The following is a 25,402-nucleotide window of genomic DNA, read 5'->3' as shown; positions in this document are numbered from 1 at the left end:
CTTTCACGTGAAAGTGCGGCTCGGGGGGTGGGGAAGTGAGCCCGCTCCTCGTCGCCAACCCCGTCGAGCCCGCCGAACTCGCCGACGCGCTCGGGCTGCACCGGCCGACCCCCGAGCAGGCGACCGTCATCGCCGCGCCCGTCGAACCCTCGCTCGTCGTCGCCGGGGCCGGCGCGGGGAAGACCGAAACGATGGCCGCGCGGGTGGTCTGGCTGGTCGCCAACGGGATCGTCAGCCCCGACCGCGTGCTCGGCCTCACCTTCACCCGCAAGGCCGCCCGCCAGCTCGGGGAACGCGTCCGCGCGCGGCTGCGCCGCCTCGCCGGGTCCGGCCTCCTCGACCGACTCGACCCCACCGGCGGGCTGCGGTCCACGGTGGTCGCCGGCGAACCGACCGTCCTCACCTACCACGCCTACGCCGGGCGCATGCTGTCCGAGCACGGCCTCCGGCTGCCGGTGCAGCCCGGTGTCCGGCTGCTGTCCGAGACGTCGTCGTGGCAGATCGCGCACCGCGTCGTGTCCACTTGGGACAACGAGCTCGAGACCGACCGCGTCCCGCCGACCGTCACCGCCGACGTGCTCGCCCTCGCCGGCGAACTCGGCGAGCACCTGGTCTCCACCGAGCAGCTCGCCGAGTACACGAAGTGGCTCTGCCGGATCATCGAGAACGCGCCGCGCGCCAAGGGACAGCGGGCCGGGCTGCCGCAGAAGCTCACGGAAATCATGGCGGCGCAGCACTTCCGGCTCGCGCTGCTGCCACTCGTCGAGGACTACCACCGCCGCAAGCGCAACGAAGGCGCGCTCGACTTCGCCGACCAGATGTCCCTCGCCGCGCAGCTCGCGAGCGGCTACCCGTCGGTCGTGCGCGGCGAACGGGAACGCTACGGCGCCGTCCTGCTCGACGAGTACCAGGACACCGGGCACGCCCAGCGCGTCCTGCTGCGCGCGCTGTTCGGCGGCGTCGAGAACCCGCCGATGCCGGTGACCGCCGTCGGCGACCCGGCGCAGGCCATCTACGGCTGGCGCGGCGCCAGCGCGGCCAACCTGCCCCGGTTCACCTCGGACTTCCCGCGCTTCGACGGCGAACGCCTCGTCCCCGCGCACGAATTCGGGCTGCTCACCAGCTTCCGCAACCCGCCGGAGATCCTCGACCTCGCGAACGCGATCGCCGAACCGCTGCGCGCCCGCGGCCTCGGCGTCGAACGGTTGCGGGCCCGCGAAGGCGCCGGGGCGGCGGACATCGCGTGCGCGCTGCTGCCGGACATCCGCGCCGAACGCGAGTGGGTCGCCGACGCGCTGTCGCGGCGCTGGTACGCCGTGCAGGAGGAGACCGGGAAGCCGCCGACCGCCGCCGTCCTCGTGCGGCGCCGCGCCGACATGGCCCCGATCGCCGCCGAACTGCGGGCGCGCGGGCTGCCGGTCGAGGTCGTCGGGCTCGGCGGCCTGCTCGACGAACCCGAGGTCGCCGACCTCGTTTCGACGTTGAAGGTGCTCGCCGACCCGCTGTCGGGCAGCGCGGCGGCCCGGCTCCTGACCGGCGCGCGCTGGCGCCTCGCGGCCGCCGACGTCGCGGCGCTGTGGCGGCGGGCCGGCGAGCTGTCCAGCCCGGAGAAGTCCGACACCCCGGAGCTGGTGGTCGAGCGGGTCGAGCAGGCCGGGCTGATCGACGCCGTCGACGAACCCGGTGCGGCGGACCGGTATTCGGCGGAGGGCTACCGGCGCATCCGGCGGATCGGCTGGGAGCTGGCCGCGCTGCGGCGGCGGCTCGACCAGTCGCTGCCGGAGCTCGTCGCCGACGTCGAGCGCACGATGCTGCTGGACGTCGAATCGCTGGCCCGCCCCGGTTCCGCGGGCCGCGCGCACCTGGACGCGTTCGCCGAAGTCGTCACCGACTACGCCGAGACCGCGCCGACGGCGACCCTGCTGTCCTTTGTGGACTACCTGAACACCGCCGCGCACGCCGAAGACGGGCTCACCCCCGGCGAGGTCGAGGTCGTCCCGGACCGGGTGCAGGTGCTCACCGTGCACTCGTCGAAGGGCCTGGAGTGGGAGGTCGTCGCCGTCCCGCACCTGGTGCACGAGGTGTTCCCCGGGCGTCGCCGGTCGTCGTCGTGGCTGCGGACCGCGACGTCGCTGCCCGCCGTGCTGCGCGGTGACGCCGAAGACCTGCCGGAGCTGCGCGTCGCCGAGGGTTACGACCGCAAGGAAGTCCAAGAAGGACTGGAGCTGCACGAGGCCGGGTTCGTCGAGCGGGAGCAGTCCGAGGAGCGGCGGCTCTGCTACGTGGCGCTGACGCGGTCCGAGCGCGCGCTGATCGTCTCCGGGCACTGGTGGAACGAAAGCAGCAGCCGCGCGAAGGGGCCGTCGGAGTTCCTCACCGAGATCGCCGGCGTGCTGCGGGAAACCGGCGTCGGGCGGCTGACCGACTGGGCGCCGGAACCGGCGTCAGACGAGGAAAACCCGCTGGTGTCGGACTCGCGGAAGTCGCGGTGGCCGGTCGACCCGCTGGCCGACCGCCGCACCGGCGTGCAGACCGGGGTCGAGCTGGTGTCCGAGGCGATGTCCACTTCGGACGCTGAGGAGCCGCCGGCGGACGACGAGGACGACGACCCGGACGGCTGGCTGACCGACACCGACGTCCTGCTGGAGGAGTGGGCGCGCAAGGACGACCACGTCAAGCGGGTCCCGCTGCCGTCGCGGCTCACGGTGAGCCAGCTGGTCACGCTGGCCGACGACAGCGCCCGGCTGGCGAGCGACCTGCGCCGCCCGCTGCCGGCGGAGCCGAACAGCTTCGCCCGCCGCGGCACGGAGTTCCACGGCTGGCTGGAGCGCCGCTTCGGGGGCGACCAGCTCATCGAAATCGACGACCTCCCCGGCGCGGCCGACTTCGACGAAGCCCCGGACGCGGACTTCGAGGAGCTGCGGGAGGCGTTCGAGGAGAGCGAGTGGGCGGACCGGGTCCCCGAGGCGGTGGAGGTCTCGTTCTCGGCCGACGTCGAGGGCATCACCCTGCGCGGCCGCATGGACGCGGTGTTCTGGCACGCCGACGGGTACTGGGAGGTCGTGGACTGGAAGACGGGCTCGGTCCCGCCCGAGTCGAGGATCCCGGCACTGGCGGTCCAGCTGGCGGCGTACCGGATGGCCTGGGCAGCGCTGAAGAACGTCCCGGTGGAGCAGGTGCGGGCGGCGTTCCACTACGTCCGGGCGAACCGCACGATCCGCCCGGCGGACCTGCTGGACACGGAAGGCCTGCGCCGGCTGCTGCGGGACATCCCGCAGGAGTGACTACAGGTCGACCGGGTAGAGGTCGAGGCGGCCGGCGGTCACCCGCAGCCAGCCGCCGGGCCGGATTTCCGGTGCGGGTGCGGGGAGTTCGGCCAGCACCACGCTGTCACCCAGCTCGAGGGTGAGCACGCCGTCCTCGGGGGTGTACGCGGCCACCCGGGCCGTGACGCGGACCTGGTCGCCGGTGCCGCGAAGCTCGGGCGCGCCGGCCGGGACCACCGCCCAGGTCCGGAGCGACGCCGGGAAGTCCAGCTCCACGTGAACCCGCCCGACGCGGGGCGGCTCCGTGCCCCGCCAGGCCGCGTTCGCGGTGCCCAGCGGCGAAGCGAAGCGGACCAGGCCGCCGTCCAGCACCTCGGTGATTTCGACGTGCACGGCGTCAGCCGCGGTCGCGGACCTTCAGCGCCCACGCGATCAGCGGCCACTGCAGCGGCAGCCGCCCCCACGCGATCGCGCGCTGGGGCGGGGTCTTCGCGTCCACCGCCATCTTCACGTTCCCCGGGAACACCCCCAGGAACAGCAACGCCGCCGCCAGCCCGCCCAGCCGGCGCGTGCGCGGGGTCGCCACCGCGGCCGCGACCGCCAGCTCCGCCACCCCCGAGCCGTACGTCCACGCCCGCCGCGAACCCGGCAGGGAACGCGGGATCAGGCCGTCGAACGGCTTGGGCACGGCGAAGTGCAGGACGCCCATGAAGCCCAGTGCCCCCGCCAAGAGGTGCGCGGGCCGTTGCGAGGTAGCCATGGGGGCATCGTCGCGTTCCACGCGGCGGTCCGCCACCCGGTTGGGCTATCCTCCGGGCGTGAGTGACGCTCGACACCAGCCGCTGGGAGCCGGTGCATGAAGGCCCTGAGGCGGTTGCCGCTGGGCAGTCTCACCGATCGGCCGGACCACGAGCTCGTCGGCGTCCTGCGGATGCCCGAGCTGACGGTCAGCCCGCTGCGGTCCATCGTGAAGCGGATCATCGGGGCGCTGCTCGCGCTGCTGGCCACCGTGATCATCGTCTACGTCGACCGCGACGGGTACCGCGACACCAACGGCGACGGCCTGTCCCTGCTGGACAGCCTGTACTACGCCACCGTCTCGCTCTCGACCACCGGCTACGGCGACATCGCGCCGGCCACGGCGTCCGCCCGGCTGGTGAACGTCCTGGTGATCACGCCGCTGCGGGTGCTCTTCCTCATCGTCCTGGTCGGGACCACCCTGGAAGTGCTCACCGAGCGCTCCCGCCAGGCGTTCAAGATCCAGAAGTGGAGGACGAAGGTGCGCGACCACACGGTCGTCGTCGGGTTCGGCACCAAGGGCCGGTCCGCCGTCAACGCGCTGCTCGGCGACGAGAACGTCGCCCCGGGCCAGATCGTCGTCGTCGACACCGACCAGCAGGCCCTCGACGCGGCGAGCGCGCTGGGCCTGGTCGCCGTGCACGGCTCGGCCACCCGCTCCGACGTCCTGCGCGTCGCCGCGGTGCAGCACGCGCGCGCGGTCGTCGTCGCCCCGAACCGGGACGACACGGCGGTCCTCGTCACCCTCACCGCCCGCGAGCTGGCGCCCAAGGCGCACATCGTGGCGTCGGTGCGGGAGGCGGAGAACGTCCACCTGCTCAAGCAGTCGGGCGCCAACCAGGTCGTCGTCTCCAGCGAGACGGCCGGGCGGCTGCTCGGCATGGCGACGTCGACGCCGCTGGTCGTCGACATCATGGAGGACCTGCTGACCCCGGAGTCGGGCCTGGCGATCGCCGAGCGGGCGGTCGAGCCCGCCGAGGAGGGCGGTTCGCCGCGGCACCTGCCCGACCTCGTGCTCGGCCTGGTCCGCGACGGCGTCCTCTACCGCGTCGACGCCCCACAGGCCGACGCCATCGAACCCGGCGACAAGCTCCTCTACGTCAAGAAGGTCACGCAGGCGGAGAAGATCGAGCAGCGGTGACGGCACCTGGGTTTCGGCCGCGGAATCTGGAACCATGGCCGGGTGCCCCCGCGATCCCTCGCCCTCACGTGGCCCACGGTGGCGATCCCCGCCGCGGCGGGCGTGCTCGTCGTGCTGCTCGCCTGGCTCGCCGGGCCGGGGCTGCTGGGCATCACCAGTGACAGCCTCGGCGCGCCGGTGCAGGCCGAGGTCACCAAGCCCGCGGCGTGCGACAAACCGGACGCCGTCGAGACGGTCAAGTTCACCGTCGCCGGCAAGGCGCACGAAGGCACGCTGAACGGCTGCGGGCACGGGCAAGGCGAGCGCGTCGAGGTCGCCGTCCCGGAGACGCTGCCGGACCAGGGCCCGGTCGCGGTCCACGCGGCCGACACGTCGATCGGCGCTTCGGACGCTCGCCGGCCGCTGGGGCTCGCGCTGCTGGTGTTCGCGTGCTTCGCCGGCGGGATGTTCGGCTACCTGTGGCTGAGCATCCCGTTGCGCTCGAAACCGGCTCCGGTCCGCCCCACGTCTTGAATGGGTCATTCAGGTCTTCGGAGGTCCTGAATGACCCATTCGAGACGGGCGGGCGAGCCGGTCACCTGCAGCGCCTGTGGCCTGGCCGTCGAAGCCCGTCAGCTGACCTCAGGCGACGGGGCTGCGGTGGATGTCATGAACGGGTCGTTCATGTCGTCTGGTGAGGTGAACGACTCGTTCATGACGTGTGGGCGGGCCGGATCCGGCGGGCTGATTTGACTTCGCCGGGGCCGCGGCCGAAACCCCGCTAGCTGACCTCGGACGACGGCGCTGCGAAGGTGTTGCAGTCGGAGATCCGGTTGCTCGTCGCGCCCGCTCGCCACCACGCCGCGTAGTGCGCGTTCGTGCCGTGGTCGTGGCTGCGGGACGTGTTGTCGCCGCGGGTTTCCTGGTCGTTCCACGCCTTGTTGTACATGTCGCGGCTGATCGTGCCGCCCTGGTCGACGTGCGCGCCCAGGAACATGCCCGAGAAGCACTGGGCCTGCAGTTCCTTGCGGCGGGACATCTCCAGCCCGGCGGGGCTGTTCTGGCCGGCTTCGTAGATCTTCTGCCAGGCCGCGTCCATCAGGCCCGCGACTTCCTGCACGTGGTGGCCGTACTCGTGGGCGAACAGGGCCAGGTAGACGCCGGGGTTGTTGCCGTACTGGTCGGTCTGCAGCCCGCGGAACGGGACGTACAGGTTGTTTTCGCAGTAGTACGCGGCGGTCGCGATGCCGACCTGGATGGTGCCGCACTCGGTCTCGAAGCTCGCGCCGGTCGGGAAGTGCAGGGCCGGCGGCGTGAACGGCAGGTGGTAGGCCTCGAGGAACGGGCCCCACGCCGCGTCCAGGCACTTGCTCGCCGCGGTGAAGAACGCCTCCGCGCCTTCCTGGGTGCTCTGCCAGGCCGGGAGCGTGCACACGCGGTTCTGGAGACCGGCGTTCGGGTCCTGCAGGATCGGGTGGTCGGCCAGCTTGAGGACCTTCTGCGGCCCGGTCGCGCTGGGCGACGGCGTTTCGGACGCCGGCGTCGACGCCGAGGCCGGGGCGCCCGCGCCGCCGGGGGGCAGCGGGGCCGGGCTGTCCTGCGACGACGGCGCGTCCCGGAAGCTGGGGTTGGCCAGCGGCGTCTCGGTGCGGTTGAGCGCGACGATCGCGACCAGGCCGAGCACCAGCACGGCCACCGCGCCCAGGCACACGCCGATCACCGCCGCCGGCGAGCGGCGCTTCGGTGCGGCCATGGTGTGCGGTTGGCCCAGCCACGGGAGATCCGGTTGCGCACCCGGCACCGGCGGCGGCTGAACGGTTCCGCGAGGCGGTACCTGGCCGTGGGGCGGTTGCGTCACTAGGCAGTCCCGAAGGGTCTCGGTACGGACCGGGGGTACCCGATCCCGCGGTTCAGCATATCGGGGGAACGGGCCGTCTCGCACCCGTCCGTGCGCGTGGTGTCACGGCGACCGGACGTCACCCCAGGTCTGGCCGGGTACAACCGCCTCTGAGAGAGTGTCGGCAAGCAGGTACCGCAGGCGAGGGGCTTCGATGACAGACACCGGTGGCGCGTCCGGCGGAGAGGGCGCCGACACGCCGACACCGAGCCAGGGCGTGCCCGCAGCTCAGGCGCCCGGATCGGGTGAGCCGAAGCCGTCGGAAGATCACACCGCGTCACCGGCCACGCCGCCGCGCGGCTGGCAGGCGCCGGACACCCCGCCCGCCCCGCCGACGCCGCCGCCGGGCTGGCAGCAGCAGGCACCCGGGTGGCAGGCGCCGCCGCAGTACGCGCCGCAGCCGCGCTGGAACCCGCACGGGCTCGGCAAGCCGGGCGTGATCGCGCTCCGGCCGCTCAACATCGGCGACATCCTCGACGGCGCGATCACGACGCTCCGCCGGCACCCGCTGCTCGTGCTGGGCATCGGCGCGGTGGTCGCGGTGATCAGCGCCGCCCTGACCTTCGTCGCGCAGAAGTTCCTCTACGCCGACCTCGAGAGCCTGGCCTCGACGGCCGAACTCGGGCCGGGCGCGACCGACGAAGAACTGCGCAACGCCCTCTTCGGCACCTTCGGCGACCTCTTGATCGTGGCGCTGCCGGCGTCGCTCATCTCCGCGCTGCTGATGACGTTCACCACCGGCCTGATGGCCGCGGTCGTGGGCCGCGCCGCGCTGGGCCGCGAGGTCTCCTTCGGCAGCGCCTGGCGCGAGGTCCAGCCGCGGCTGCTGCCGCTGCTCGGCGTGGCGTTCGTCTACGCGCTGACCAGCACGATCGGCCTGATGCTGTGCATCGTCCCCGGGGTGCTCGTCTGGGTGTTCTGGGCGCTGGCGTCCCCGGCGCTGGTGCTCGAGCGCGGCACGTTCCGGGAGGCGTTCGTCCGGTCGGTCAAGCTGGTGCGCGGCTCGTTCTGGCGGGTGTTCGGCGTGCTCGTGCTGGCGCGGATCATCGAGTCGTTCTTCGAAAACATCATCCAGCTGCCGTTCGCGCTCGGCACCGGCGTGTTCGACGGCTTCCTCAACCCGGGCAAGGTGTCCGTGCCGGGCACCGGCGAGCTGCTGCTGCAGTCCGCGGGGCAGATCGTCTCCGGCACGATCGCGATCCCGTTCGTCGCGCTGGTCACCGCGATCGTCTACCTCGACCAGCGGATGCGCCGCGAAGGCATGGACATCGCGCTGGCGCGCGCGGCCGGGGTCCAGCCCCCGCAGGCGTGGTGACGCTGTTCTTCACTGACGTCCCGGTCGACATCGACCGGGACTCGGCTCGCCGCGCCGCCGCGGAGGAGCTGTCGGACCCGAAGTACCGCGACGCGCAGCCGGGCTTCCTGGAGCAGGTCGGGCAGTGGCTCGGCGAGCAGGTCGACAAGCTGCTTCGGGGCATGTCGTCGGTCGTCCCGGGCGGGCCCTTCGGGCTGCTGCTGGTCCTCGTGCTGCTGATCGTGCTCGTCGTCGTGGTCCGGCTGCGCACCGGCAAGGTCGCCCGCACCGCCCGCGCCGACCGGGTCGTCTTCGGCGGGCAGCGCAAGAACGCCGCCGACTACCGCCGCTCGGCCGCGGAGGCCGCCGCGGCGGGCCGCTACGACGACGCCGTGCGCGACCGCTTCCGCGCCGTCGTGCGGGCGCTGGAAGAGCGCGCGCTGCTCGACACCCGCTCCGGCCGCACGGCGGACGAGGCCGCCGCCGAGGCCGGTGCCCTGCTGCCCAACGTGGCCGACGCGCTGCGCACGGGCGCACGGCTCTTCGACGACGTCCACTACGGCGGCCGCGAAGGCACCGAAACGGCGTACCGGACGCTGACCGAGCTGGACGAGCAGTGCCGCCGTGAGCGGCCGGTCGCGGTATGAGCAGCACCTCGGTCTCGCCGGATGTGCGCCGGATCTGGCGCGGGGCCCGGATCCCCCTCGCCCTCGTCGCCCTCATCTTCGCCGCCGGCGCGCTGCTCCTGCTCGGCCGCGGGGAGCAGACGCACGGCGCGCTCGAACCCGGCTCCTACGAACCCGGCGGCGCCCACGCGCTCGCGAAGCTCCTGCGCGACCAGGGCGTGGACGTCCGGACCGCGCACACGATGGCCGAAGCGGACGAGGTGGCGGGCGAGAACGCGACGCTGCTCGTCACCCAGCCCGACCTGGTGCCCGCGAAGCGGCTCGACGCGCTGCGGGAGCGCTCCGCCGACGTCGTGCTGGTGACGCCGGGAACGCCGACGCTGCACGACTCGCTGCCGCTGGTGCGCCGGGAAGGCGACAGCGACGTGGCCACGCTGAGCCCGCGGTGCACGGTCGCCGCGGCCGTCGCGGCGGGCGACGTCACCCTCGGCGGCACCGGGTACGCGTCCCCGGGCGCGCGATCCTGCTACCCCGGCGAAGACGGCGGCGGCACGCTGCTGCAGCTCGCCGACGCGGGCGGCACGACGACGCTGCTCGGCTCGGCCGCGCCGCTGACCAACTCGCGGCTCGCCGACGAGGGCAACGCGGCGCTGGCGCTGCACCTGCTCGGGACGCACCCGCGGCTGGTCTGGTACCTGCCGTCGGTTTCGGACCCGGGGCTGGACGACACCCGCAAGTCGATCTTCGACCTGATCCCGGCCGGCTGGTACTACGGCGTCGCGCAGGCGGGCATCGCCGTCGCGCTGCTGGCGCTGTGGCGGGCGCGGCGGCTGGGCCCGGTGGTCACCGAGCCGCTGCCGATCGTCGTCCGCGCGGCCGAAACCGCCGAGGGGCGCGCGCGGCTGTACCGGCGGGCGAAGGCGGCCGACCACGCGGGTGAGACGCTGCGGAAGGCGGCGCGGACCCGGCTGCGGACCGCGCTGGGCCTGCCGCGCGACGCCGACCCGGCGGCGCTGGTGGCCTCGGTGGCCGAGCGCACCGGCCGCGCGGCGAACGACGTCGGGGCGGTGCTCTACGGCCCGCCGGTGACCGGCGACGCCGGGCTGGTCCGGCTGGCGGGCGAACTGGACAGGGTGGAACGAGAGGCAGGGCGAACTTGACCAGCGAGAACGCGACCGGGGCCCGTGACGCGCTGATCGCGCTGCGCGCCGAGGTCGGCAAGGCCGTCGTCGGCAACGACGCCGCCGTCACCGGGCTGATCCTGGCCCTGCTGTGCCGGGGGCACGTGCTGCTCGAAGGCGTCCCCGGCGTCGCGAAGACGCTGCTCGTGCGGGCGCTGGCCGCGGCGCTGGACCTGGAGACCAAGCGGGTGCAGTTCACGCCGGACCTGATGCCCGGCGACGTCACCGGCTCGATCGTCTACGACGCCCACAGCGGGGAGTTCTCCTTCCGCGAGGGGCCGGTGTTCACGAACCTGCTGCTCGCCGACGAGATCAACCGGACGCCGCCGAAGACGCAGTCGTCGCTGCTGGAGGCCATGGAGGAGCGGCAGGTCTCGCTCGACGGCAAGACGCGGCCGCTGCCGGACCCGTTCATCGTGATCGCCACGCAGAACCCGGTGGAGTACGAGGGCACCTACCCGCTGCCGGAGGCGCAGCTGGACCGGTTCCTGCTCAAGCTGACCATGCCGGCGCCCTCGCGTGAGGACGAGATCGGCATCCTGTGGCGCCACGCGCAGGGCTTCGACCCGCGCAACCTCGCGGCGGCCGGGCTCAAGGCGGTCGCGGGCGCGGTCGAACTGGCGGCCGCGCGCGAAGCCGTCGCTCGCGTCACCATTGGACCCGAGGTGATCGGGTACGTCGTCGACCTGTGCCGGGCGACGCGGTCGCTGCCGTCGGTGCGCATCGGCGTTTCGCCGCGCGGGGCCACGGCGTTGCTCGCGGTCACCCGGGCCTGGGCGTGGCTGGCGGGACGCGACTACGCGACCCCGGACGACGTCAAGGCGCTCGCGCGGCCCGCGTTGCGGCACCGCTTGGACGTCCGGCCGGAAGCCGAGCTCGAGGGCGTCACCGCGGACGGCGTGCTGGACCGCGTGCTCGCGTCCGTGCCCGTGCCGCGCTGACATGGCCGTCACCGGGAGGCTCGGGCTGCTGGCGCTCTTCGGCGCGCTGGTGGTCGGGCTGCTGGCGCCGTCGGACGCCGGGCTGCTGGCGGTCGGCGGGGTGCTGCTGGTGCTGGTCGTCGTCGACCTGGTGCTGGCGGGCAGCGTCCGGGCGCTGACGTTTTCGCGCTCCGGCGACACTTCGGTCCGGCTCGGGGAGCCGTGCGAGGTGACGCTGGTGGTCGCCAACCCCGGCGGGCGGACCGTGCGGGGAGCGCTGCGCGACGCGTGGCCACCTTCGGCGGGTGCCTTGGACCGGCACGCGGTGAAGGTGCCGGCGGGGGAGCGGCGGGCTTTCGTGACGGCGTTGCGTCCGACGCGGCGCGGTGACCGGACGGCGGCGCGGGTGACGGTCCGGTCGGTGGGGCCGCTGGGCCTGGCCGCGCGGCAGGGTTCGCACGAGGTGCCGTGGACGGTCCGCGTGCTGCCGCCGTTCCACAGCCGCAAGCACCTGCCGTCGCGGCTGGCGCGGCTGCAGCAGCTCGACGGCCGCAACGCGGTGCTGATCCGGGGCCAGGGCACGGAATTCGACTCGCTGCGCGAGTACGTGATCGGCGACGACGTCCGCTCGATCGACTGGCGGGCGACCGCGCGGGCGGCCGACGTCATGGTCCGGACGTGGCGCCCCGAGCGCGACCGGCACGTGGTGCTGGTGCTCGACACGGGCCGCGTTTCGGCCGGCCGCGTGGGCGACGCACCTCGCCTGGACGCGGCGATGGACGCGGCGTTGCTGCTGGCCGCACTGGCTTCCCGGGCGGGCGACCGCGTCGACCTGCTGGCCTACGACCGCCGGCTGCGGGCCGCGGTGCAGGGCTCGTCGGGGGCGGCGCTGCTGACGTCGCTGGTGAACGCGATGGCGCCGCTGGAGCCGTCGCTGATCGAGACGGACGCGCGCGGGATGGTCGCGGAGGTGCTGCAGCGGACCCGGCGCCGGGCGCTGGTCGTGCTGCTGACCGGCCTCGACGCGGCGCCGCTGGAGGAGGGCCTGTTCCCGGTGCTGAGCTCGCTGACCGCGCGGCACGAGCTGATCGTGGCGTCGGTGGCGGACCCCCGGGTGGCGGAGATGCTGACCGCCCGCGGCGACGCGGAAGCGGTGTACGACGCGGCGGCGGCGTCGCGGACGGTGGCTGAGCGCCAGCGCGTGACCGAGCGGCTGGGGCGGCACGGGGTGAGCGTGGTGGACGCGGTCCCGGAGGAGCTGCCCCCGGCGCTGGCGGACCGCTATCTGGCGCTGAAGGCGGCGGGCCGGCTCTAACGGGTGGTTGCGGTGGTGAACGTCCGTTCGGCCTGTTAAGCCCGAAGCATGTTCAAGCTCATGGCGGTGGCACTGGCACTCGCTTCGGCGCCGGTCTCCGAGGGGACTCCGCTGTACCTCGCCGACGGTGGCGGCAAGCTCTCACTGGCGGTCGTTTCCGGCCGGCCGGTGCTGGCGGACGCGGGGGACGCGGGTGCTGCGTGGACGTACGGTTCGCAGCACTTCACGAATGTCTCAAGTGGACAGTGCTTGACGGCTTCGAGCCCGGTGGACGGGGTCGCGGTGAAGCTGGCCGCGTGCGACGCGGCGGACAAGCACCAGGCGTGGCGGCGGGTCGCGGGACTGCCGGGTCTGGTGGAGATCGCGAACGTGGCGACGGCGCGGTGCTTGACGGCGGAGAGCGCTTCGGTGGGAGCGCGGCTGTACCAGGAAGTCTGTTCGTTGACGGGCATCGCGAACACGTGGGCCGCGGGCGGGCGGACGTTGGCGATCCTGTCGGGGAACGGTCAGCGGCTGGCTTCGAAGGACCCGGGCGCGCCGTTCGTGGTGCGGGTGATCGGCGAGAACGGCCAACCCGCGGCGGACGTGCCGGTGACGTTCTTCGTGCGGGCGGCGCGTCCCAAGAGCGCGTTGGTGTTCGAGGGCGGTGGGGAGACGGTGACGGTGAAGACGGGCGCGGACGGGTCGGCGGCCAGTCCCAAGCTGACGTTGACCGAGGTGGGGGAGTTCGAGGCGCGGTTCGTCGGGTCGGCGGGCCTGGAGGACGGATCGTCGATCGCCTTCGAGGGGTCGTGCCTGTGTTGAGTCTTGATTCTTTCGGGGCGGGTACCATACCGGGGTGAGCGATTCTCCTGATCTTGATCCGGGCAGGCTCTACGATTCACTGATCAAGGACCTGGAGGATCTGAAAGAAGAGGCGCTGCACGGTCTGCGCGAATCCGATGACCTGCGGGAAATCAAGATCCATTCGATCACGGGCCGGGTCAAGGAGCGGGGCAGCTTCCTGGAGAAGATCGAGCGCAAGAAGTACCGGGATCCGATGGGCGATACCGAGGACCTGGTGGGCCTGCGGGTGGTCTGCCTCTTCACCGATGACCTGCCCAAGCTCGCGAAGATCATCCACGACGAGTTCGATGTGCTCGATGTGGAGGACAAAGTCAGCAGTGCTGACGTGGCCTCGTTCGGGTACATGTCCCAGCACTACATCTGCAGGCTGCGGCCCGAGTTCCACGGGCGGCGGTACGACCGTATTAAGGAGCGGAAGTTCGAGATACAGTGCCGGACACTTCTGATGGATGCGTGGGCGAACGTGTCTCATCATCTCGCTTACAAGGGTGAAAGCAGTATTCCGCAGGAGTTGCGCAAGGATTTCCATGCCTTGAGCGGACTGCTCTACGTGGCGGACCGCCAGTTTCAGGCTTTGCTGAGTGCGGCCAGGAGGTCGCAGGACGAAGCTGTCGAGATCGTGGCGGATGCGCTCGAGGACGGCCGCGACCGTCGACTCGACCTAAGCGCGATGCAAGCTTACCTGGACAGGAGCTTCCCCGATCGGGCTGAGGTCAAGCTGAGCTGGATTTCCGAATTCATCGAAGAGCTTGCAGAGGTGGGAATCGAGTCGATTCACCACCTGCAGGAAAAGGTGCGGCAAGGATTGCCGGCTGCGCGACAAGAGGAATCAGGCGAGGAAGAAGGGCGGATCTATCTCAATCGGGTGGGGATAGCTCGAAGGTCGGTCATTCACGCCGACAAAACCTACGCTGATCGGTTCGGGCACGAGCAGGATCCTCTGTGACAACGCCTACCCTGATTCGGGAAGCAGGTCCCCGGCGTCCCGGGCATCCAGATCGCCCACTTCGCCTTCCTTCGCCGCCCGTCTCCCGAGCGTGAAGACGTAAACCAGGAAAGCCACCTCGGCCACCACGCCGATCCCCACCCGGAGCCACGTCGGCCAGCCCGACGGCGTCACGAACGCCTCGATGATGCCCGTCACGAGCAGCACGCACGCCAGTCCGAGCGCGATCACCACCACCGACCGGCCCTGTTCGGCCAGTGCCGCGCTGCGGGAACGGCGGCCCGGGTCGATCACCGTCCAGCCGAGTTTCAGGCCCGTCCCCGCCGCCACGAAGACCGCCGTCAGTTCCAGCAGGCCGTGGGGGAGCAGGAGGCCGATCATCACGTCGCCGCGGCCGGCCGCGCTCATCGCGCCGATGATCACGCCCGCGTTCAGGGAATTCAGCCAGAGGCCGCCGATCACCGGGATGCCGAGTGCGATGCCGAGGAACAGGGAGTTCGCCGCCACCAGCGCGTTGTTCGTCCAGACGCGCGCCGCGAACGAGCCCGCCGGGCCCGTCGAGTAGTAGTTCTCCGCTTCGCCGCCGGGCCGGGTCAGCTCACGCAGCTCGTCCGGCGTGGAGATCGACGCGCGCACGTGGGGATCGCCCGCCACCCACACCGCGATCACCGCCATCACCGCGATCGACACCAGCGCGGCCGGGATCCACCAGCGCCGCGACAGGTACACCGCGGCCGGGAAGCGGCGCGTGAAGAACAGCGCGACCTCGCGCCACGCCGGGTTGTGCGACCCCGAGATCGCCGACCGGCCGCGCGCCACCAGCTCGGAAAGCCGGCCGATCAGCGCCGGGTCGGGCGCGACCGACCGGACGATCGACAAGTGCGTCGCCGTCCGCTGGTAGAGCGTCACCAGCTCGTCGGCCTCGGCGCCGGTCAGCTTGCCGCCGCGCCGGGTCAGCTCGCCGAGCCGGTTCCACTCCGCCGCGTGCGCCGCGACGAAGACGTCCACATCCACGCCGTCACCCTATCCGTCGATACGCTGGGCCGCGTGCACGAGGAATCCGAGCTGGTCACCGGCGAAGCCGTCGTCCTGGACCTGCGCGTCGCCAAGCTCGCCAGCCGGGCGCTGGCGATGGCGCTCGACGTCCTCATCCAGTTCGCGCTGCTGCTGGCCGCGTTCATCGTGCTCACGCTGACGGTGCCGGGCGAGGACGAAGCCCTCGCGGTGACGCTGATCCTGGTCATCGTGGTGCTGATCCTGGTCGGCTACCCGGTGCTGGCCGAGACGCTCTCGCGCGGCCGCTCGCTCGGCAAGATGGCGGTCGGCCTGCGCGTGGTCCGCGTCGACGGCGGCCCGATCCGCTTCCGGCACGCCCTGGTCCGCGGGCTGGCCGGCTTCGTCGTCGACTTCTGGACGCTCGGCCTGTTCGGCGCGGTCGCGGTGATCGTGTCGCTCTGCTCGTCCGACGGCCGCCGGGTGGGCGACTTCCTGGCCGGGACGCTGGTGGTCCGCGAGCGCGTCCCCGAAACGACCGGCCACCCGGCGATGGCGATGCCCCCGGGCCTCGAAGGCTGGGCGGCCCACCTCGACCTGACGCGGCTCCCGGACGACCTCGCCCTGGCGAGCCGCCAGTTCCTGACCCGCTTCGCCCAGCTCCGCCCGGAAGCGGCGCAAGCGCTGGGCTGGGGCCTCGCGCGGCAGGTGAGCGAGGCCTTGGGGACGCCGGTGCCGCCCGGGGTGCCGGCGTGGGCGTTCCTGGCGGCGGTGCTGGCGGAGCGGCGCAACCGCGACCACGCCCGCGCGGTCCAGGCGTACACGGCCCGCGTGCAGGCGGCGCGGGGCCAGGGGTACGGGACGCCGTCCGCCGCGACGGGGCCGGGGTTCGCGCCGGCGCCTTGGCCGGCGCCCGCGCCCGCGTCCTCGGCTGACGCGGACACGCCGCCGTCCGGGCTGCCCGCCAACCCGTTCACGCCGCCGAGCTGAGGGTTCAAGCTCGTTCGAACACGGCGCGGAAATCGGTCACCGGCTCAGGAAACGTCTCCCGACGACGCGAGCCACGTGTTGCACTGCTGGTTGCGGTTGGTCGTCGCGCCGTGCTGCCACCAGGAGATGTTGTGCTTGGCGCTGCCGTGGTCGCGCTTGCCGTTGCGGGCGTAGTCGTCGCCGCGGTCCTGGGCGTTCCAGGCCTCGTTGTAGATCTTCTTGTCGACCGAGCCGCCGGAGACCGACGCCGAGCCGAGGAACATGCCGGAGAAGCACTGCGCCTCGAGTTCCATCCGCCGCGACAGCTCCAGGCCCGCCGCCGAGTCGGCGCCGGCGTCGTAGCGCTGGTTGCCGTACGCCTCCGAGATGCCGGCCATGTTCTGCACGTGGTGGCCGTATTCGTGGGCCAGGATCGAGAGGTACGGGCCCGGGTGGTTGCCCCAGACGTCGATCTCGATCCTGTCCATCGGCATGTAGATGGTGTTGTTGCTCGGGCAGTAGAACGGCGTGACGCCGGTGGTCGTGCCCCCGCTGCCGCACGGCGTCGAGGACTCGGAAAGCGACCGCGGCACGGCCAGGTTCGGCGATTCGAACGGCAGGTCGACGCCGCCGAGCATGCGCGACCACATCGCGTCGAGACACGTGATGGCCGACTGGAAGAACTTCGTGGCGCTGTTCTGGTCGGTCGCCCAGCGGCTCAGCGAGCACGAGACGTTCTGCAGCCCGTAGTTCGCGCTGCCGAACAGCGGGTTGTTCCCGGTGGCGACCACCGAGCGGGGGCCGGCCGGCGGTTGCGACGTCGGCGTCTCGCGCGCGGAGGTCCGGGTCGTTGCCTCGGTGGTCGAGGACGACGACGTGGTGGTTTCGGTCGTCTCGGTGGTTTCCTCGGTGCTGGTCGGGTAGGTGCTGGAGTACCCGGCGTCGGCGACGTGCCGCGTGTGCCCGCCCCCGATCAGCGCGACGGCGGCGACCAGCCCCCCGGCAACGGCGACGATGGCGAAGATCGCGACGGCGACGATGACCCCGGTGTTGGATTTCTTGGCGGGGTAGGGCCCGAAGCGAGTGCCGTAGGGAGCGTAGGGCGGCGGCGCGGCGTACCCGGGCACGAAGGCGGCCGGAGCGGCGGCGGGCGGCGGAAGCGGACTCCGCGCGGGCGGCGGCGCGGGGTACCCGAAGGGAGGAACGGGACTCGGCCCGGTCGGCGGCCCGTAGGGCGCGGTGCTTTGCGGACGCCCAGTCCCTTGCGGCGGCGGGGGATAGCGCGGCGGTTGACCAGGCGTGCCGGCTGGGCCTTGCTGCGGGTGGCCTGGTGCACCGGCGGCCCGCTGCCCGGGTGCGCCGGGGCCTTGCCCGGGTGCGCCTGAGCTCTGCGGGCCTTGCCCGGGTGCGCCGGGGTTGTTGCCGGGATGCTGCGGATGACCTGGCGCGCCGGCTGTTTGCTGCCCGGGGCCCTGCGGGCCCTGCCCAGCCGAGCCGGGGTTCTGCGGGCCCTGTCCGGCTGAGCCGGGGCCCTGCCCAGGTGCGCCGGAGTTGCCGGAATGCTGCGGCGGGTGCTCGGGTCCGGCTGAGCCGGGGCCCTGCCCGGGCACGCCGGGATTGCCGGGATGCTGCGGCGGGTGCCCAGGTCCGCCGGGGCCTTGCCCGGGTACGCCGGGGCCCTGCGGGCCCTGCCCAGCCGAGCCGGGGTTCTGCGGGCCCTGTCCGGCTGAGCCGGGGCGCTGCCCAGGTGCGCCGGGGTGGTTGCCGGGGTGCGGCGGCTGCCCAGGCCCACCGGCCGGCGGCTGCCCGGGCGCGCCACCAGACCCAGGCTGTCCACCCGCTCCCGGCCTCCCCGGCGGCAACGGCCTCGCAGCCGGCGGCGGCAACGGCCGGGCCCCCGGTGGCGGGCGGCGCGGGTCGAACGGACCAGGACCCTGCGGGCCGTGCGTCATCGAGTGGAACCCCCCAAGACTTTTCCCCGTCGGAAGCGGCGTACCTGCGGTGATCTCGCCGTTCCGGGCGTCAGCATAGATCGAGTGCTCTAGGGTGTGGTGCTGTGTCGATGAAATGGGGGGCCACGGCCGCGGTCGTCGTCGTGGCCTGGGTACTCGGCGCCGGGAGCGCGGCCGCGCAGAACGCCGGGCCCAGCCTGCCCAACCAGCCGAGTGACCTGGTGCCCAAACCCCAGCAGCTCAACGGCGAAAACGGCGAAAACGGCCAGAACCTCCAGCCACCGGACGGCCCGGTCGCCGACGTCGCCCTCAAGGTGCTCCGCGACGGCTCCCTCTCCGTCACCGAAAAGGTCACCGTCCCCGGCGGCAAGCAGCTCACCTCCCGCGTCCCGTTGCGCGTGCCCGCGAGCGACGACCAGGACCGCGTCTTCGCCGTCCGCGACGTCAAGGCCGAAGGCGCCGCGAGCAGCCAGCTCACCGGTGACCAGCTCGTGCTCACCTTCACCGGGGGCACCGGCACCGTCACCTACCTCGTCGACGGCGCGATCGCCGACCAGGGTGGCCGCCAGCAGGCGCGGTGGCAGGTCGCGAGCGGTTTCGACACCCCGCTGACCAAGCTCACCGCGTCCTTCCTCGCGCCCTCGCCGGAATTGTCCCCGGTGGACTGCTTCGCCGGCCCCGTCGGCTCGAGCCAGCGCTGCACCCTCGCCGAGCTAGACCACACCGGCGTCGTGCGCCTCGAACAGAACGACGTCCGGCCCGGTGACCGCGTCGACCTGCTCGTCGGGCTGCCCGCCGGCACCGCGCCGGCCACCGCGAAGTTCGCCGATATCGGCCTGCTCGCCAACGCCTTCGCGCTGACCCCGCTGACCGGTGCCGTCTTCGCTGTCCTGCTCGTCCTCCTCGTCGCCGCCGGGATCTTCGTGTGGCGGCGGCGCAAGCAGGACGCCGGTGCGCTGCGCACCGCCACCGGCCCGGTCGAGGTCCTCCTCCGCGACGGCGACCGCGTCTTCTTCGCCAGTCCGGACGGCGTGCTGCCGGGCCAGGTCGGCACGGTCGTCGACGAGACCGTCGACGTCGTCGACATCAGCGCCACCGTGGTCGACCTCGCCGTCCGCAACTACCTCTGGCTGGCCGAAATCCCCGGCCCCCACGGACCGGACTGGCAGATCTCCCGCCGCAACCCGCCGGACGAGCACCTCCACGACTTCGAGCGCGCCGTCTACGAAACCCTGCTGCCCGAGGGCACCGACACCGTCCTGGTGTCGCAGCTGCGCGCCCGCGGCGGGCTCGACCTGCGCCGCATCAGCGACGCGATGTACGCCGACGTCGTCACCAAGCGCTGGTTCTCCCGGCGTCCCGGCAGCGCGCGCGGACGGCTGACCTGGCTCGGAGCCGGGATCTTCGCGCTCGGGCTCGCCGCCACCGCGGTCCTCACCTTCACCGTCGGGGACGCGCTGCTGGGCGTCGCCGTCGCGCTGGCCGGGCTCGGCGTCGTCGCGGCGGCCGCGCTGCTGCCGACCCGCACCGCGCGCGGCCGGGCGCTGGCCGGTCAGGTCCGCGGCCTGCTCGACTACCTGCACACCGCCAAGGCCGAGGACATCCCGCCCGCCGATCGCGAGCTGGTGTTCTCCCGGTCGCTGCCCTACGCCGTGGTGCTCGGCGACACCGAACGCTGGCTCGGCGCGTTCGCCGGGCTGAACCCGGCAGCGGACGGTTCGGCCGGGCTGTACTGGTACGGCGGCATGGAGGCCGACCCCGACCTGCGGCGGTTCGGCGCGCACTTCCCGTCGTTCCTGACCGCGCTCGACGGGCTGCTCACCGCGTCCGGCCGCACCGCCCGCTGACCGTGCTCGCCGCGGCCGCGCTCGCGCTCTTCCTCACCGCGGCGCCGGTCGGCCAGCCACCGCTGCCCGCCCTGCCGCAGAGCGCCGTGCTCCAGCTCAAGCTGGAGCACGACGGCTCGTTGTCGGTCGCCGAAGCGATCTCCGTGCCCACCGGCGTCACGATGGACCGCCGGGTCGCGCTGCGCGTCGCCGCGCCCCACCACCGGGACCGGCTCTACCGGGTCCGCGACGTCGTCCTCGAAGGCAGCGGGACGGCGAGCGTCGACCAGGACGCCTTCACCGTCCACCTCACCGCCGGCACCTCGATCGTCCGGTACACAGTGGACGGTGCGGTGGCCGGCGACCGGGTCACCTGGGAGCTGGCCGGCGGCTGGAGCACCGAGCTGAAGTTCCTCCGCGCCTCCTTCGCCGCGCCGAAGATCCCGACCGCCGTGGACTGCCTCGCCGGGCCGCCGGACTCCGACTTCTCGTGCGGTGCCGCGCAGATCGACCACGCCGGGCTGACCCGGTTCAGCCAGCAGAACCTGGCCGCGGGCGCGCGGATGACGGCGACCGTCGAGCTGCCCGCGGGCACCGTGCCGGCCAACGCCGTCGTGGTCCCGGCCAAGACGATCGCCGGCGCGTTCGTGCTCACCGCCCCGGTCGGCTGGGCCTGGGCCGGCTTCGCCGCGCTCCTGCTGCTGGCCGCCACCCTGGTCTGGGGCGCCCGGCGGCACTTTCACGTGAAAGTGCGGCCCCCAGGTGGGCACTTTCACGTGAAAGTGACGGCGGGGGGCGAGTTCGAGTCGCCGGAAGGTGTGCTGCCGGGCCACACCGGCCTCCTGCTGCACGGGCGCACCGGGCCCGCCGACGTCGCCGCGACCGTGCTCGACCTGGCCGTCCGCAACTACCTGTGGGTGAGCGCCGAGGACGGCGACTGGCGGCTGACCCGCCGCAACCCGCCCGACGAGCACCTGACCGCCTTCGAACGTGCCGTCTTCGAAGCCGCCGAGGACGCGGGGACCGTCGCCGAACTGCGCCGGCGTCACCTCGACGTCGACCGCGAACTGCTCGCCGACCTCGTCCGCCGCGGCTGGTTCGCCCCGGAACCCCGGCGCCTCGGCCGGGCGGGGAGCCGGATCGTGGTCTACGGCGTGTTCCTCACCGTGCTGCTGGCGCTGACCGCCGGCTACGCCCAGCTCGGCGTCATCCTCGCCCTGGCCGGGGCCACCGCCGTCGTGACGTCGGCGGCGCTGCCCGCGCGGCGGCGGGCGGGCACCGACGTGGCCCGGCGCCTGCGCGGCGTCGCCGAAGCGCTGGCGTCGGCCAAGCCGAAGGACCTCACGAAGCCCGAGCGCGAACTCGTCTTCTCGCGCGGCCTCCCGTACGCGTCAGCTCTGGGCGAACTGGCGCCGTGGGTGGCCGCCTTCGCGGCGCTCCCGCACCCGCCGCCGGTGTACTGGCACGCCGGCGACGTCACCCCTGACCAGGCCGGATCCTTCGCGGCGGCGCTCGCGGGCGCGTTCGCCGGTGCCCGCCGCGCCCACCTCCGCACCCTCGTGAGTGAGAAACAGGGTCAGGACACTGTTTCCCACTCACGAGGCCGGACGCCGCAATCCGCTCCGCCGTCGTAGGGTGGGGCCATGGCCGATCCCGAGCTCGTCCGATACACCCTCGACAACGGTCTGCGGGTGGTTCTCGCCCCCGACGCGACCGCGCCGGTGGTCGGCGTCAGCGTGCACTACGACGTGGGTTTCCGCTCCGAGCCGGAGGGGCGCACCGGTTTCGCGCACCTCTTCGAGCACCTGATGTTCCAGGGCTCCGAAAGCCTCGAGAAGCTCGCGCACTTCCGCCACGTCCAGTCCAGCGGTGGCACGTTCAACGGGTCGACCCACCCGGACTACACCGACTACTTCGAGGTCCTGCCCAGCGCCGCGCTCGAGCGCGCGCTGTTCCTCGAAGCCGACCGGATGCGCGCGCCGAAGCTGACGGCGGAGAACCTGGCGAACCAGATCGACGTCGTCAAGGAAGAGATCCGGCTGAACGTGCTGAACCGGCCCTACGGCGGGTTCCCGTGGATCACCCTGCCGCCGGTCCTGTACTCGACGTTCCCCAACGCGCACAACGGTTACGGCGGCTTCGAGGACCTCGAGAGCGCCACGGTCGAGGACTGCGCCGCGTTCTTCGACACCTACTACTCGCCGGCGAACGCCGTGCTCACGGTGGCCGGCGACTTCGAGGTCGGCGCGGCCAAGGAGCTGATCGGGAAGCACTTCGGCGACGTCCCGCACCGGCCCGCGCCGGAGCGCCCGTCGTTCGCCGAGCCGCTGCCGACCAGCGAGCTGCAGGGCGAGACGATCGACCCGCACGCCCCGCTGCCCGCGCTCGGCATCGGCTACCGGATGCCGGACCCGATCAACGACGTCGACAGCTACCTGGCCTACCTCGTGCTGGCCGGCGTGCTCACCGACGGCGACGGCTCCCGCCTCCAGCAGCGGCTGGTGCACCGCGAGCCCCTCGTCGTCGACATCGGCGCGGGCGCCGGGCTGTTCGGCCCGTTCGAGGCCCGCGACCCCGACACGTTCACCATCACCCTCATCCACCCGCACGAGGTGCCCCGCGAGCGCGTGCTCGCCGCGCTGGACGACGAGCTCGAGAAACTCGCCGAAACGCCACCGGACGAGCAGGAACTGCGCAAGGTGACGGCCCGCTGGACGGCGAGCCTGCACTCGGAGCACGACCGCCTGGTGTCCCGGACCCTGGCGCTCGGCTCGTTCGAGCTGCTCTACGGCGACGCGTCGCTGGTGTACAAGCTGGCGGACCGGATGTCGGCCGTCACCGCGGAAGCCGTTTCGGCGGCGGCGAAGGCGCTGCGCCCGGACGCGCGCGCCGTGCTGGTGGTCAAGCCCGCTTCGGAAGGGAACAACGAGCAGTGACTTCGGCAACGCACCGCAGCGCGGAGGAGATCGGCCGCACCGCGCAGGGTCCCCGCCCGCTGCCCCCGCTCGGCGCGCAGCGCGCCGCCGCCGACCTGTCCCATGTGGACACCGAGCTGAGCAACGGCCTGCGCGTGGTGGCCGTGCGCAAGGCGACCGTGCCGATGGTCGAGGCGCGGCTGTGGATCCCGTTCGCGGGCGACGACGCGCTGCACCCGGCGACCGCCGAGGTGCTCGCGGAGACGATCCTCACCGGCACCGCCCGGCGCAACCGCATCGAGATCGACGCCGAGCTGGCGCTGATCGGCGGCGACATCGGCGCCGGCGTCGACCCGGAACGCCTGGTGCTGACCGGATCCGCGCTCGCCGACAAGTTCCCGACGTTCCTCGACGTGCTCGGCGACGTCCTCACCGGAGCGACGTACGCCGACGACGAGATCGCCCGCGAGAAGGAGCGGCTCGTCGAGCGGATCGCCGTCTCGCGCACGCAGCCGCGCACGATCGCGCGGGAGGCGCTGCAGAAGCACCGCTACGGCGACCACCCGGCCACCCGCGAGGTCCCCAAGGCCGAAGACGTCGCGGTGGTGACGCCGGAGCAGGTCCGCGCGCTGCACCAGGCGTCCGTGCTGCCGCGCGGCGCGGTGCTGGTCCTGGTCGGCGACCTCGACCCGGCCACGGTGATCGGTGACCTGGAGAAGGTGCTCGGCGGCTGGGCGTCCGACCGCGCCGCCGTCCGGCTCCCGGCGCTGCCGGACCTGACCGGGCCGAACGTGCTGCTGGTGCCGCGCGCCGGCGCCGTCCAGTCGCAGATCCGGCTTTCGGCGCAGACGGTCCCGCGCACCGACCCGGGTTACGCGGCGCTGCAGCTGGCGAACCTGGCCTACGGCGGGTACTTCTCGTCGCGGCTGGTGGAGAACATCCGCGAGAACAAGGGGTACACCTACTCCGCGCACTCGGGCTTCGAGTTCACCGACGGCACCGCGGTGGTCAACGTCGACGCGGACACCGCGACCGACGCGACCGCCCCGGCGCTGCTGGAGACCCGCTACGAGCTGGGCCGCCTCGGCCAGGTCCCGCCGGCCGGCGACGAGCTGGAATCGGTGCGGCAGTACGCGATCGGCTCGCTCCTGACGTCGACGTCGTCGCAGTCCGGGCTGGCCGGGCAGGTGCTCGCGCTGGCTTCGACCGGGCTGGGACTGGAGTGGCTGAACGAGCACCCGGCGCGGGTGGCGGCGGTGACGGCCGAGGAGGTGGCCGAAGCGGCACTGAAGTTCTTCGCCCCCAAGCGGTTCACCGGCGTGGTGGTCGGCGACGCGGCGGTGCTGGAGAGCAAGCTCCTCGCGCTCGGCGACGTCGTGGTGGGCGAGCCCGCCTGATGTCCGTTCCGTTCGCACTGGGGGATCTGCCCACCCTCTCCAGGTCCACTGTGGACCGGCAGGAAGGCTTGCGCACCAACCCTTCGCGCTTGCTGTCGCGCTGGCCCGACGCCCGGGTCGTCCTGCTGGACGACGCCGGGCGCACGCCGGTCGTCGAAGGCGCGTCGACGCTGTCGTTCCGCAAGGCGGTCGACTTCGGCTCGTCACCACCGGCGGACGCGGTGTTCCTCGGCGAGTGGCAGGACGTCGACTACTGGTCGCTCCCGGGCGGCCCGTCCGGCGAAGCCGACACGGTGAAGATGGCGGGCAGCTGGGGCTTCGTCGAGGAGGTCCCGCGCGCCGACGGCGAGATCTGGGTCGAGCTGCGCGGTTACGGCGACCTGCTGGACGACACGTCGGCGGGCCTGTTCACGACGGCCCAGGCGCTGCGCTTCTGGCGCCGTCAAGCCAAGTTCTGCACCCGCTGCGGCCACCCGACGGAGCTGATCCAGTTCGGCTGGGCGAGCAAGTGCACCAACGACGGCCGCGAGGAGTACCCGCGCACGGACCCGGCGGTGATCTGCCTGGTCCATTCGCTGGAGGGCACGAACGGCTCGCACGTGCTGCTGGCCCGCCAGCCGATCTGGCCGACCGGCCGCTATTCGGTGCTGGCCGGTTTCGTGGAGGCGGGGGAGTCCCTGGAAGCCTGCGTGGTCCGGGAGATCAGCGAAGAGGTCGGGGCAACGGTCTCGGACGTGCGGTACCTCGGCAGCCAGCCGTGGCCGTTCCCGCGTTCGATCATGCTGGGCTTCACGGCCCGGGCCGATCGGTCGTTGCCGCTGGTCCCGGCGGACGGCGAGATCGAAGAGGCGCTGTGGGTGTCCCGCGAGGAGGTGCGCGCGGCGTTCGAGAACAGCCAGTTGCGAAACGAGGGCGCCCGCCCGACCCCGATCGCCGGCGGCGCGGCGGAGATCATCCTGCCGGGCAACTCGTCGATCGCCCGCGTGATGCTCAAGGCGTGGGCGGACGCGGAGGAGTGAGTGCGGGGGTGTGCCTGGCCGGTGCACCCCCGTTTTTCACCCGATCGCTCGCGGCATGGCCGCTGACGGCAACCAGCGTGGCGGAATGTCGCACCTTCGTCTGACCTGAGCAGGCCCGACCG

At 72.8% G+C, this 25,402-nt stretch carries 21 protein-coding genes; 16 read left to right on the top strand and 5 right to left on the bottom strand.

The window, feature by feature from the left end; translation table 11 throughout:
• Positions 1–35 precede the first annotated feature (35 nt).
• Positions 36–3,284: an ATP-dependent DNA helicase gene (locus MUY14_RS31150; protein WP_247014477.1), complete on the top strand. Its 3,249-nt coding sequence runs from the start codon at positions 36–38 to the stop codon at positions 3,282–3,284.
• Here the strand turns inward: MUY14_RS31150 and MUY14_RS31145 are convergent, their stop codons facing one another.
• Positions 3,285–3,659, bottom strand: coding sequence for a hypothetical protein (locus tag MUY14_RS31145; RefSeq protein WP_247014476.1), 375 nt, complete (start codon positions 3,657–3,659; stop codon positions 3,285–3,287).
• 4 nt (positions 3,660–3,663) lie between these two features.
• Complete coding sequence (locus MUY14_RS31140; RefSeq protein WP_247014475.1) at positions 3,664–4,026, bottom strand: hypothetical protein; 363 nt, start codon at positions 4,024–4,026, stop codon at positions 3,664–3,666.
• Between the two features lie 96 nt (positions 4,027–4,122).
• Here MUY14_RS31140 and MUY14_RS31135 point away from each other — a divergent pair, with 96 nt between their 5' ends.
• Both MUY14_RS31135 and MUY14_RS31130 read left to right on the top strand, forming a co-directional pair.
• On the top strand, positions 4,123–5,205 hold the full coding sequence (locus tag MUY14_RS31135) for a TrkA family potassium uptake protein (RefSeq protein WP_247014474.1): 1,083 nt from the start codon (positions 4,123–4,125) through the stop codon (positions 5,203–5,205).
• 78 nt (positions 5,206–5,283) lie between these two features.
• Positions 5,284–5,718 (top strand): hypothetical protein, encoded by a 435-nt coding sequence (locus tag MUY14_RS31130; RefSeq protein ID WP_247025329.1) that lies wholly within the window; start codon positions 5,284–5,286, stop codon positions 5,716–5,718.
• Between the two features lie 247 nt (positions 5,719–5,965).
• On the opposite strand, the gene MUY14_RS31125 is transcribed toward MUY14_RS31130, so the two are convergent.
• Entirely contained in the window at positions 5,966–6,985 is a 1,020-nt protein-coding gene (locus MUY14_RS31125; RefSeq protein WP_396126600.1) for a neutral zinc metallopeptidase, read from the bottom strand.
• A 250-nt stretch (positions 6,986–7,235) separates the two neighbouring features.
• On the opposite strand from MUY14_RS31125, the gene MUY14_RS31120 reads away from it, so the two are divergent.
• The 7 genes from MUY14_RS31120 to MUY14_RS31090 are packed head-to-tail and all read left to right on the top strand — an operon-like array spanning position 7,236 to position 14,209.
• Positions 7,236–8,396: a hypothetical protein gene (locus tag MUY14_RS31120; RefSeq protein ID WP_247014472.1), complete on the top strand. Its 1,161-nt coding sequence runs from the start codon at positions 7,236–7,238 to the stop codon at positions 8,394–8,396.
• Positions 8,390–9,022, top strand: a complete 633-nt coding sequence (locus tag MUY14_RS31115; RefSeq protein ID WP_247014471.1) for a DUF4129 domain-containing protein — start codon at positions 8,390–8,392, stop codon at positions 9,020–9,022. The genes MUY14_RS31120 and MUY14_RS31115 overlap by 7 nt, the downstream gene beginning before the upstream one ends.
• Positions 9,019–10,161: a DUF4350 domain-containing protein gene (locus MUY14_RS31110; protein ID WP_247014470.1), complete on the top strand. Its 1,143-nt coding sequence runs from the start codon at positions 9,019–9,021 to the stop codon at positions 10,159–10,161. Before MUY14_RS31115 ends, MUY14_RS31110 begins: the two co-directional genes overlap by 4 nt.
• Positions 10,158–11,123 (top strand): MoxR family ATPase, encoded by a 966-nt coding sequence (locus MUY14_RS31105; RefSeq protein WP_247014469.1) that lies wholly within the window; start codon positions 10,158–10,160, stop codon positions 11,121–11,123. The genes MUY14_RS31110 and MUY14_RS31105 overlap by 4 nt, the downstream gene beginning before the upstream one ends.
• A gap of 1 nt (position 11,124) precedes the next feature.
• Entirely contained in the window at positions 11,125–12,417 is a 1,293-nt protein-coding gene (locus MUY14_RS31100) for a DUF58 domain-containing protein (RefSeq protein WP_247014468.1), read from the top strand.
• A 48-nt stretch (positions 12,418–12,465) separates the two neighbouring features.
• Positions 12,466–13,221: an RICIN domain-containing protein gene (locus MUY14_RS31095; protein ID WP_247014467.1), complete on the top strand. Its 756-nt coding sequence runs from the start codon at positions 12,466–12,468 to the stop codon at positions 13,219–13,221.
• A 34-nt stretch (positions 13,222–13,255) separates the two neighbouring features.
• On the top strand, positions 13,256–14,209 hold the full coding sequence (locus MUY14_RS31090; protein WP_247014466.1) for a GTP pyrophosphokinase family protein: 954 nt from the start codon (positions 13,256–13,258) through the stop codon (positions 14,207–14,209).
• Positions 14,210–14,215: 6 nt separating this feature from the next.
• Here MUY14_RS31090 and MUY14_RS31085 read toward each other — a convergent pair whose 3' ends face one another.
• Entirely contained in the window at positions 14,216–15,223 is a 1,008-nt protein-coding gene (locus MUY14_RS31085; protein WP_247014465.1) for a stage II sporulation protein M, read from the bottom strand.
• Between the two features lie 33 nt (positions 15,224–15,256).
• Here MUY14_RS31085 and MUY14_RS31080 point away from each other — a divergent pair, with 33 nt between their 5' ends.
• Positions 15,257–16,192 (top strand): RDD family protein, encoded by a 936-nt coding sequence (locus tag MUY14_RS31080; protein WP_247014464.1) that lies wholly within the window; start codon positions 15,257–15,259, stop codon positions 16,190–16,192.
• Between the two features lie 44 nt (positions 16,193–16,236).
• On the opposite strand, the gene MUY14_RS31075 is transcribed toward MUY14_RS31080, so the two are convergent.
• Positions 16,237–17,298, bottom strand: coding sequence for a neutral zinc metallopeptidase (locus MUY14_RS31075; protein WP_247025327.1), 1,062 nt, complete (start codon positions 17,296–17,298; stop codon positions 16,237–16,239).
• A 935-nt stretch (positions 17,299–18,233) separates the two neighbouring features.
• Between MUY14_RS31075 and MUY14_RS31070 the strand changes: the two genes are divergently transcribed.
• The 5 genes from MUY14_RS31070 to nudC are packed head-to-tail and all read left to right on the top strand — an operon-like array spanning position 18,234 to position 25,280.
• On the top strand, positions 18,234–19,970 hold the full coding sequence (locus MUY14_RS31070) for a DUF2207 family protein (RefSeq protein ID WP_247014463.1): 1,737 nt from the start codon (positions 18,234–18,236) through the stop codon (positions 19,968–19,970).
• 2 nt (positions 19,971–19,972) lie between these two features.
• Positions 19,973–21,583 (top strand): DUF2207 family protein, encoded by a 1,611-nt coding sequence (locus MUY14_RS31065; RefSeq protein WP_247014462.1) that lies wholly within the window; start codon positions 19,973–19,975, stop codon positions 21,581–21,583.
• Positions 21,584–21,592: 9 nt separating this feature from the next.
• On the top strand, positions 21,593–22,885 hold the full coding sequence (locus MUY14_RS31060) for a pitrilysin family protein (RefSeq protein WP_247014461.1): 1,293 nt from the start codon (positions 21,593–21,595) through the stop codon (positions 22,883–22,885).
• Positions 22,882–24,261 carry a pitrilysin family protein gene (locus tag MUY14_RS31055; protein WP_247014460.1) on the top strand — a complete coding sequence of 460 codons (1,380 nt, stop codon included), beginning with the start codon at positions 22,882–22,884 and terminating at the stop codon, positions 24,259–24,261. Before MUY14_RS31060 ends, MUY14_RS31055 begins: the two co-directional genes overlap by 4 nt.
• Entirely contained in the window at positions 24,261–25,280 is a 1,020-nt protein-coding gene (nudC, locus tag MUY14_RS31050; protein ID WP_247014459.1) for an NAD(+) diphosphatase, read from the top strand. Before MUY14_RS31055 ends, nudC begins: the two co-directional genes overlap by 1 nt.
• Positions 25,281–25,402 lie beyond the last annotated feature (122 nt).

Source organism: Amycolatopsis sp. FBCC-B4732, assembly GCF_023008405.1.
Classification (GTDB): Bacteria; Actinomycetota; Actinomycetes; order Mycobacteriales; family Pseudonocardiaceae; genus Amycolatopsis; species Amycolatopsis pretoriensis_A.
The sequence above is the reverse complement of the archived record's forward strand: the minus strand, read 5'-3'. Positions and strand labels throughout refer to the sequence as shown.